Raw genomic sequence first — 7,108 nt, 5'->3', positions numbered from 1 at the left:
CAAGGGCGCTCCTTCGTCGCGTCGCTTCGCGATGGCCTTCGGCCACCCTTGACCGCCCGGCCCGCCCCGGAAAAACAACAGACTGCCGGGAAGCCCCCGGGGAATGGCCGGGGGGTACGGGTTCGGAGCGGGCCCGTCAGCGAGGCGCCGGGCCGGGTTCCGGTGGCCGTTTCCCGCGGGGCCGATGGATCCTGCTTACCGGGCCTCGGCCGGGTCCCGCCGCAGACGGCGCTCGTGACGCGGGCGTGCGGGGTTGGCCGGGCGCCGGCGCGTCGGATCGCTACGCGCTTCGCCCGGCTTGGCGTCCGGCGGCCGTCCGTGCCCGGCCCGGGTGGGGCTGGGCGCGGACGGCAGTGTTACTTCGCGGGCTCGGGCGGCGGGACGTTGCCGCCACCGCCTTCGTGGGAGCCGTCGGTCATGATCGGGCCGGAGCCCTTGGGGATGTCGACACGCTTGATGACGGAGATGTGGCCGATCTTGTAGACCTTGGGGGCGGTGGGGGGCGTGGTGTCGCCGCCGGTGGCGACGTTCGGGCTGATCTTGGTGAGGGCCCCTGCCTTGCTGAGGCCCGTGAGGATGTTGGTGGTGGGGCGGGGCTTGTCCTCGGTGGTGACGCCGGTGGTCGGTGCGGCGTGGGCGGTGGTGGTGAGGGAGATCGCTCCTGCGGCGAGCAGGGGGGCGATCATCAGGGGGGCGAGGAGTCGGGCTCGGGTGGCCATGGGGGTCCTTACGGGGTTCGGGGCGTTGTCCGTACCTCCATTGGGCCCCATGGGGAGGCCGGCGGTCATGGCCCGGAGATTCGGGACTTGACAGGACGGATTGGGGCATGCGCATCCGCCTCGTCCGGCGGCGAGCCGAAGACTGCCTAGCGGGGGCGGTGCCTGCCGCGGAGTCGGTAGCCGAGGATCGCGATGTCGGCGATCAGGACGACCACGCCGATGATCAGCAGGTAGAACAGGCCCTTGGCGAGCACCCCGATGAAACCGAGCACGACCGCCACGAGGAGCAGGAGCAGGAAGAGCGCCATCTCGGCCTCCCGTGGGTCAGCGGCGGGCCAGGCGCCGCTCGCCGCCCGTACCCGGCTGGTAGGGCAGCTCGTAGTGGGCGAAGAGCGCCGGCTCGTCCTCGGCCGGCAGGACGTCGTCGGTGCCCATGGAGGGGGCGCCCTTGACGACGTTCTTGGAGTGGGCCACCCTCACGTAGCCGGGCCCCACCGTCGCGCCGGCCAGGGGTACGAACACCAGACGGCGGCGGGTGGGCAGGCCGACGGTGACGGTGGCGAAGGCCGCCTGGTCGGTGGTCGTGTCGACGTACACCGACTCCAGCGAACCGATCTTGTGCCCGTCGGAGTCGACCACGTCGTGGCCGCGCCACTCCCGGATGTCACGCGCCTCGAACATCAGGATCTCCGTTCCTTCCGCCCCCATCGTCCCGCCGCAGCGGCACATCGGCATCCGGCGCCGCGTCGTGGCCCTCCCTACGCCACCCGCCGCAGCAGCGCCAGGTACATCGCGTCGGTGCCGTGCAGGTGGGGCCACAGCTGGACGTCCGGGCCTTCGCCCAGGGCCGGGACCCCCTCCATGTACGGGCGGGCGTCGAGGAGTTCGGCTGCCACCGGGCGGTTGCCCGCGCCCCGGCCCTTGAGGACGTCGTCCACGACCACCCGGGTCTCCGCCAGGTGCGGGGAGCAGGTCGCGTAGCCCACCACGCCGCCCACCCGGACGGCCGACAGGGCCTCCCGCAGCAGCGCCCGCTGCAGCGGGGCGAAGCCCTCCAGGTCCTCGGGGCGGCGCCGCCAGCGTGCCTCGGGGCGGCGGCGCAGCGCGCCCAGGCCCGAGCAGGGGACGTCCATCAGCACCCGGTCGAAGGAGCCGGGCTGCCACGGCGGGCGGGTGCCGTCCGCGGCGATGACCTGGTACGGGCCCGGGTTGCCGGCCAGCGCCCGTTCGACCAGGCGCGCCCGGTGCGGCTGCTTCTCGGAGGCCAGCAGGAACGCCCCGCGCTGGGCGGCCAGGGCGCCGAGCAGGGCCGCCTTGCCGCCCGGGCCCGCGCAGCCGTCCAGCCAGCGCTCGTCGCGGCCCTCCACCGGAACCGCCGCCAGGGCCATGGCCACGAGCTGGCTGCCCTCGTCCTGGACGCCGGCGCGCCCCTCGCGCACGGCCTCCAGGGCGCCCGGCTCGCCGCCCTCGGCCATCCGTACGGCGTACGGGGACCAGCGCCCCGGCAGCGCCGAGTCCTCGCCGACCGCCTCCAGCAGTTCCCCGGGAGTCGAGCGTCCCGGCCGTGCGACGAGGGTGACCTCGGGCCGCTCGTTGTCGGCCTCCAGCAGGTCCTCGATGCCGGCGCGGCCGCCGCCCAGGGCGTCCCACAGGGCGCTGACAACCCACCTCGGGTGCGAGTGGTACACCGCGAGGTGCTCCTCGGCGTCCTCCTCGTACGGCGGCGCCACCTGCTCCAGCCAGCCGTCCAGATCGTGCGCGGCGATCTTCCGCAGGACGGCGTTCACGAACTTCGCGCGCCCGTCGCCGAGCACCACGCGGGCCAGTTCCACGCTCGCCGACACGGCCGCGTGGGTCGGGATCCGGGTGCCCAGCAGCTGGTGGGCGCCGAGCGAGAGCACGTCCAGGACCGGCGGGTCGACCTCGCGCAGCGGTCGGTCGATGCAGGCCGCGATGACCGCGTCGTAGGTGCCCTGGCGGCGCAGCGTCCCGTACACCAGCTCGGTGGCCAGCGCCGCATCCCTCGCCTGGAAGTTCTCGTCCTGGCGCGCCTTGCGCAGCAGGGGCGGCAGGACGAGGTTCGCGTACGCGTCGCGCTCGTCCACCGCCCGCAGCGCCTCGAAGGCCAGCATGCGGACGGGGTCCTTCTTGGGGCGGCGGTACGGCTTGGGCTGGTGCTTGCCGCCTGCGGCGGGTCGGCGACGGGGCTGTTCGCTCACGTGAAAGGTGCTCCGGATGTACGAGTGACTACGGGTACTGCCGACGGCTTGCGCAGGGAACCACCGACGGACTCAGCCTACGTCCGCCCCGCCCAGCCGCTCGCCGGGAGCGATGCGCACCCCGCGCGCCCAGTCGGCGCCGGCCATCGGCTTCTTGCCCTGCGGCTGGACCCAGAGCAGCTCCACGGCGTGCGAGCCGGTGCCGACGTGGACGTGGTTCTTGGCCGGGGCCAGCACGCCCGGCTCCAGGTCCGTGCGGTCGGGCACCAGGCCGACGGAGATCAGCTTGAGGCGCTCTCCGCGGAAGACGGTCCAGGCTCCCGGCGCGGGCGTGCAGCCGCGGACCACGCGGTCGGCGCGCAGGGCCGGGGCCTTCCAGTCGATCCGGGCGTCCTCGACGGTGATCTTGGGCGCGAGCGAGATCCCCTCGCCGGGCTGCTCCACGGCGCGCAGGGAGCCGTCCTCGATGCCGTCCATGGTGGCGGCCAGCAGGCCGGCGCCGGCGAAGGCGAGGCGGGTCAGCAGGTCGCCGCTGGTGTCGGTGGGGCGGATCTCCTCGGTCAGGTGCCCGTAGACGGGACCGGAATCGAGGCCCTCCTCGATGAGGAAGGTGGAGGCGCCGGTGACCTCGTCCCCGGCCATGATCGAGTGCTGTACGGGCGCGGCCCCGCGCCAGGCGGGCAGCAGGGAGAAGTGCAGGTTGACCCATCCGCGCCGGGGGATCTCCAGGGCGCTCTTGGGGAGCAGCGCGCCGTAGGCGACGACCGGGCAGCAGTCGGGGTCGATCGCGCGGAGCCGGTCCTGGAACTCGGGGTCGCGCGGCCTGGCCGGCTTGAGCACCTCGATGCCGGCCTCCTCGGCGCGCTGGGCGACCGGGCTGGCGACGAGTCGGCGGCCCCGGCCGGCCGGGGCGTCGGGCCGGGTGACGACGGCGGCGACCTCGTGGCGCCCGGAGGCGATCAGGGCGTCCAGGGCGGGCACGGCGACCTCGGGGGTGCCTGCGAAGACGAGCTTCACGGGGGTCCTACCTCGCTATTGGGCTGTCAGCAGCACACCAGTCTATGGGGCGGGTCACGGGGGCGGGCGCCGACGGGTGCGCGGGCGGATCGGCCGAGCCGCCCCAGCCGCCCCACGTGCCTCATCAGGGGGCGTACGCAGACCCACGCGCCTCTCGCATATGCCGACACGCCCCTGGTGCGTGACTTCATTGCCGTATGGCGCGTTGGTCAAGAGAGATTGACCGAAACCGGGCCGCGATGAGAACGGTGTCTGCGGCCCGATCCGCTCTTCAGCACCGGTTCGAGAGGCTTCTTCATGGCCGACCACGCCACCCACGACGCCCAAGCACGGGCCAGCCTGCACCTGCTGGTGCGGGACATCGAGCGGGTTCGCCGGCAGGTGGATGCTCTGCGTACGCTCACCGCCCAGCTCGGCAACGTGTACCGCCCGCGCCGCTCCGGTCCGTCCACGGGCTTCGTCGTCTACGGCCGGGCCCCCGCGCCCACCGTCCGCCTCGCGCAGGAGCTGCGGGACAGCGTCGAGACCCTGGTCACCGCCGCGGTGGACTTCGACCGCTCGCTCGGTTTCTCGTGGGACGCGGTGGGCTCGGCGCTCGGTGTCACGAAGCAGGCCGTGCACCGGCGCTACGGGGCCCGGCGGGCCCAGGCCGCGGAGCCGGCCGAGCCGCTGGCCGAGGCCGGCGCCACCCGGACGCTGGGGCCGCTCCCCACGGTCCCGGCGGCCCGCTCGGTGCCGCCGCAGCCGGTACGCGAGGAGGCCCAGGCCCCGGCCGCGGCCCGCTCCGCTGCGTTCCCCGGACCGCGGGGCGGCTGACCCGCCGCCCCCGCCGCCGGGACGCCGACGCCCGACGGCCGGCCCGGGCCGCCCGTACGAAAGCCGCCCCCGGCGGAAGCGACCCCAAGGCCGCTCCCGCCGGGGGCGTTCGCCGTCCACCGGGCGCGAACCGCCTCAGCCGATGTCGGGCGGGTCGATCCGGATCCGGACCGCCTCGGCCGCCGGGACGCCCCGGGCCAGCCGGGCCGCCTGGGCGGCCTTGAGGGCGGCGGCCAGCGCGGCTCCGCTCCCCGGCGGCACCCGCACCAGCGCCCGCTCCCCCGGCGAGGGCTCCCCGCGCCGTCCCGGCAGCGGTACCGGGCCGAGGACCTCCGCGTCCGGTGGCAGGGCGGCGTCGGCGAGGAAGGCCTCCACCGCGTCCCCGCGCCCGGCGACCGCCGCCATCCGCGACACCGGCGGGAAGCCGAGCTGGGCCCGCTCGGCGAGTTCACGGACCGCGTGGCCCACGGGGTCCCACCGGACGAGCGCCTGCACGGGCCGCAGCGTCGGCTCCGCGACCACCACGACCTGGCCGTCCGCCCGCACCAGTGAGGCCGCCGCCAGCCAGCGCCGCAGCGCGTCCTCCCCGGCCCGCAGGTCGGGCCGGCCCAGCATGGCCCAGCCGTCGAGCAGCAGGGCGGCCGCGTACCCGGCGCCCGCGGCGACCGGTTCGGCGCCCGGCGTGCTCACCACGAGGGCGGGGCGGTCCGGCACCTCGTCGAGGACGTGGTCGCGCCCGGAGGTGCGCACGGGTACGGCGGGGAAGGCCCGGCCCAGCTCCTCGGCGGTCCGCCGCGCCCCCACCACCCGGGCCCGCAGCCGGAAGGACCCGCATTCCTCGCAGTGCCAGGAGGGCTCCGGCCGGCCGCACCATCCGCACTGCAGGTCCCGCTCGCCGGGGGCTTCCAGCGGCCCGGCGCAGACCGTGCAGCGGGCCGGGGTGCGGCAGCGCTCGCAGGCCAGGCGGGGTACGTAACCCCGCCGGGGGACCTGGACGAGCACGGGGCCGGTCTTCAGCCCCTCCCGTACGGTCTCCCAGGCCAGGGTGGGCAGCCGGGCCACCCGGGCCGCCTCGTCGCGGGCCAGCAGTTCGTCGCCGACGGTCCGGATCCGGGGGGCGGCGGCCCGTACCGTCTCGCGGTCGGCGACCAGCGGCCGCGCCCAGCCGGACTCGACCAGCTGGGCGGCCTCCACGGTGCAGCTCGTGCTCCCGGCCAGGAAGGCGCAGCCCTCGCTGACGGCGCGCAGCTCCAGCACCTCCCGCACGTGCGGGAAGGGGGCGTTGTCGTCGCTGTGGCTGGAGTCCCCGTCGTCCCAGACGGCGACGAGCCCGAGGTCGCGTACGGGGGCGAACATGGCGGCCCGCGTGCCGATGACGGCGCGCACCGAGCCGCGGTGGACGGCGAGCCACTGCCGGTAGCGCTTCTCGGGACCGGACTCGGCGGTCAGCAGCGCGTGCCGGCCCTCGCCGAGCAGGGCGGTGAGGGCGGTGTCCACCCGGGAGGCGGCCCGCCCGTCGGGCAGGACGGCGAGGGCTCCGCGGCCGGAGGCGAGGGTGGCGGCCATGGTGCGGGCCAGCTCGTCGGCCCAGCCGGGGCCGGGCAGTGCGGTCCAGACGGCCCGGGGCGCACCACCGGTGGCCAGGGCCCGCAGGTAGCCGGGGCCGGCCCCGTACCGGCTCCAGCCGCCGGGGTCGGGGGCGGGGGGCGGGGGCAGCGGCTCCGGCGAGGGCTTGGCCTCGGCGCGGGCGTTGCGCGGGGGCAGGGCGAGCTGGAGCACGTCGGCCAGGCTGCCCGCGTACCGGTCGGCGACGGCCCGGGCGAGGGCCAGCAGCTGCGGGGTGAGGACCGCCTCGGGCGAGACGACGTGGGCGAGGGCGGCCAGGGCGCCGTTGTAGTCGGACTCGGCGCGGCGCTCGACGATGAAGCCGTCGATGAGCCCGCCGCCCTCGCGCCGGCCTCCATGGACGTGGTGGGAGCCGGCGCCGAAGCGGACCCGGACGCGGACTCCGGGCCGGGCGGCTTCGGAGAGCTCCTCGGGGACGGCGTAGTCCCAGAGCTGGTCGAGGTGGAGCACGCCCTTGTTGACGAGGACGCGGGCGACCGGCAGTTCCTTTGCGAGGGCCGCGCCCCGCCAGGTGCGCGGCTTGGCCTTGGGCGCCTTGGCCTTGGCCTCGGCGACCATCTCCCGGATGAGCGCGAGCTGCTCCGGCGGGCCGCCGGGACCCCCGTCCCCGCCCCGCTGCCCGGACTCGTTCGCGCTGCTCACACCGCATTCTTACCCGATGCCACCGACAACGCCGAACGGCCCCGGACCAGGGGGTCCGGGGCCGTTCGT

At 75.9% G+C, this 7,108-nt stretch carries 7 protein-coding genes; 1 reads left to right on the top strand and 6 read right to left on the bottom strand.

Annotated elements, in window-relative coordinates:
• Nucleotides 1-356: 356 nt before the first annotated feature.
• From ABZ128_RS14445 to fmt, 5 genes are all read right to left on the bottom strand, one after another.
• Nucleotides 357-719, bottom strand: coding sequence for a hypothetical protein (locus tag ABZ128_RS14445; protein WP_356848432.1), 363 nt, complete (start codon nt 717-719; stop codon nt 357-359).
• Between the two features lie 146 nt (nt 720-865).
• The gene (locus ABZ128_RS14440) at nt 866-1,027 is read right to left on the bottom strand and encodes a hypothetical protein (RefSeq protein WP_356848430.1); all 162 of its coding nucleotides are present in this window, start codon (nt 1,025-1,027) and stop codon (nt 866-868) included.
• Between the two features lie 16 nt (nt 1,028-1,043).
• Entirely contained in the window at nt 1,044-1,400 is a 357-nt protein-coding gene (locus ABZ128_RS14435; RefSeq protein WP_356848429.1) for a PRC-barrel domain-containing protein, read from the bottom strand.
• A gap of 77 nt (nt 1,401-1,477) precedes the next feature.
• Nucleotides 1,478-2,938 (bottom strand): transcription antitermination factor NusB, encoded by a 1,461-nt coding sequence (locus ABZ128_RS14430; RefSeq protein WP_356848428.1) that lies wholly within the window; start codon nt 2,936-2,938, stop codon nt 1,478-1,480.
• 72 nt (nt 2,939-3,010) lie between these two features.
• The gene (fmt, locus tag ABZ128_RS14425) at nt 3,011-3,955 is read right to left on the bottom strand and encodes a methionyl-tRNA formyltransferase (protein ID WP_356848427.1); all 945 of its coding nucleotides are present in this window, start codon (nt 3,953-3,955) and stop codon (nt 3,011-3,013) included.
• A gap of 297 nt (nt 3,956-4,252) precedes the next feature.
• Between fmt and ABZ128_RS14420 the strand changes: the two genes are divergently transcribed.
• Nucleotides 4,253-4,771 (top strand): hypothetical protein, encoded by a 519-nt coding sequence (locus ABZ128_RS14420; protein ID WP_356848426.1) that lies wholly within the window; start codon nt 4,253-4,255, stop codon nt 4,769-4,771.
• A gap of 135 nt (nt 4,772-4,906) precedes the next feature.
• Here ABZ128_RS14420 and ABZ128_RS14415 read toward each other — a convergent pair whose 3' ends face one another.
• The gene (locus ABZ128_RS14415) at nt 4,907-7,039 is read right to left on the bottom strand and encodes a primosomal protein N' (protein ID WP_356848424.1); all 2,133 of its coding nucleotides are present in this window, start codon (nt 7,037-7,039) and stop codon (nt 4,907-4,909) included.
• Between the last annotated feature and the right edge of the window lie 69 nt (nt 7,040-7,108).

It is taken from the genome of Streptomyces sp. NPDC006326 (assembly GCF_040612915.1).
In the GTDB taxonomy this organism is placed as follows: Bacteria; Actinomycetota; Actinomycetes; order Streptomycetales; family Streptomycetaceae; genus Streptomyces.
Note: the sequence above shows the minus strand (reverse complement) of the source record. Positions and strands in the feature narration are given on the sequence as shown.

Coding starts and splice junctions, on each gene's coding strand:
- ABZ128_RS14445 (WP_356848432.1), bottom strand. CDS start 719: ATGGCCACCCGAGCCCGACTCCTCGCCCCCCTGATGATCGCCCCCCTG.
- ABZ128_RS14440 (WP_356848430.1), bottom strand. CDS start 1,027: ATGGCGCTCTTCCTGCTCCTGCTCCTCGTGGCGGTCGTGCTCGGTTTC.
- ABZ128_RS14435 (WP_356848429.1), bottom strand. CDS start 1,400: ATGTTCGAGGCGCGTGACATCCGGGAGTGGCGCGGCCACGACGTGGTC.
- ABZ128_RS14420 (WP_356848426.1), top strand. CDS start 4,253: ATGGCCGACCACGCCACCCACGACGCCCAAGCACGGGCCAGCCTGCAC.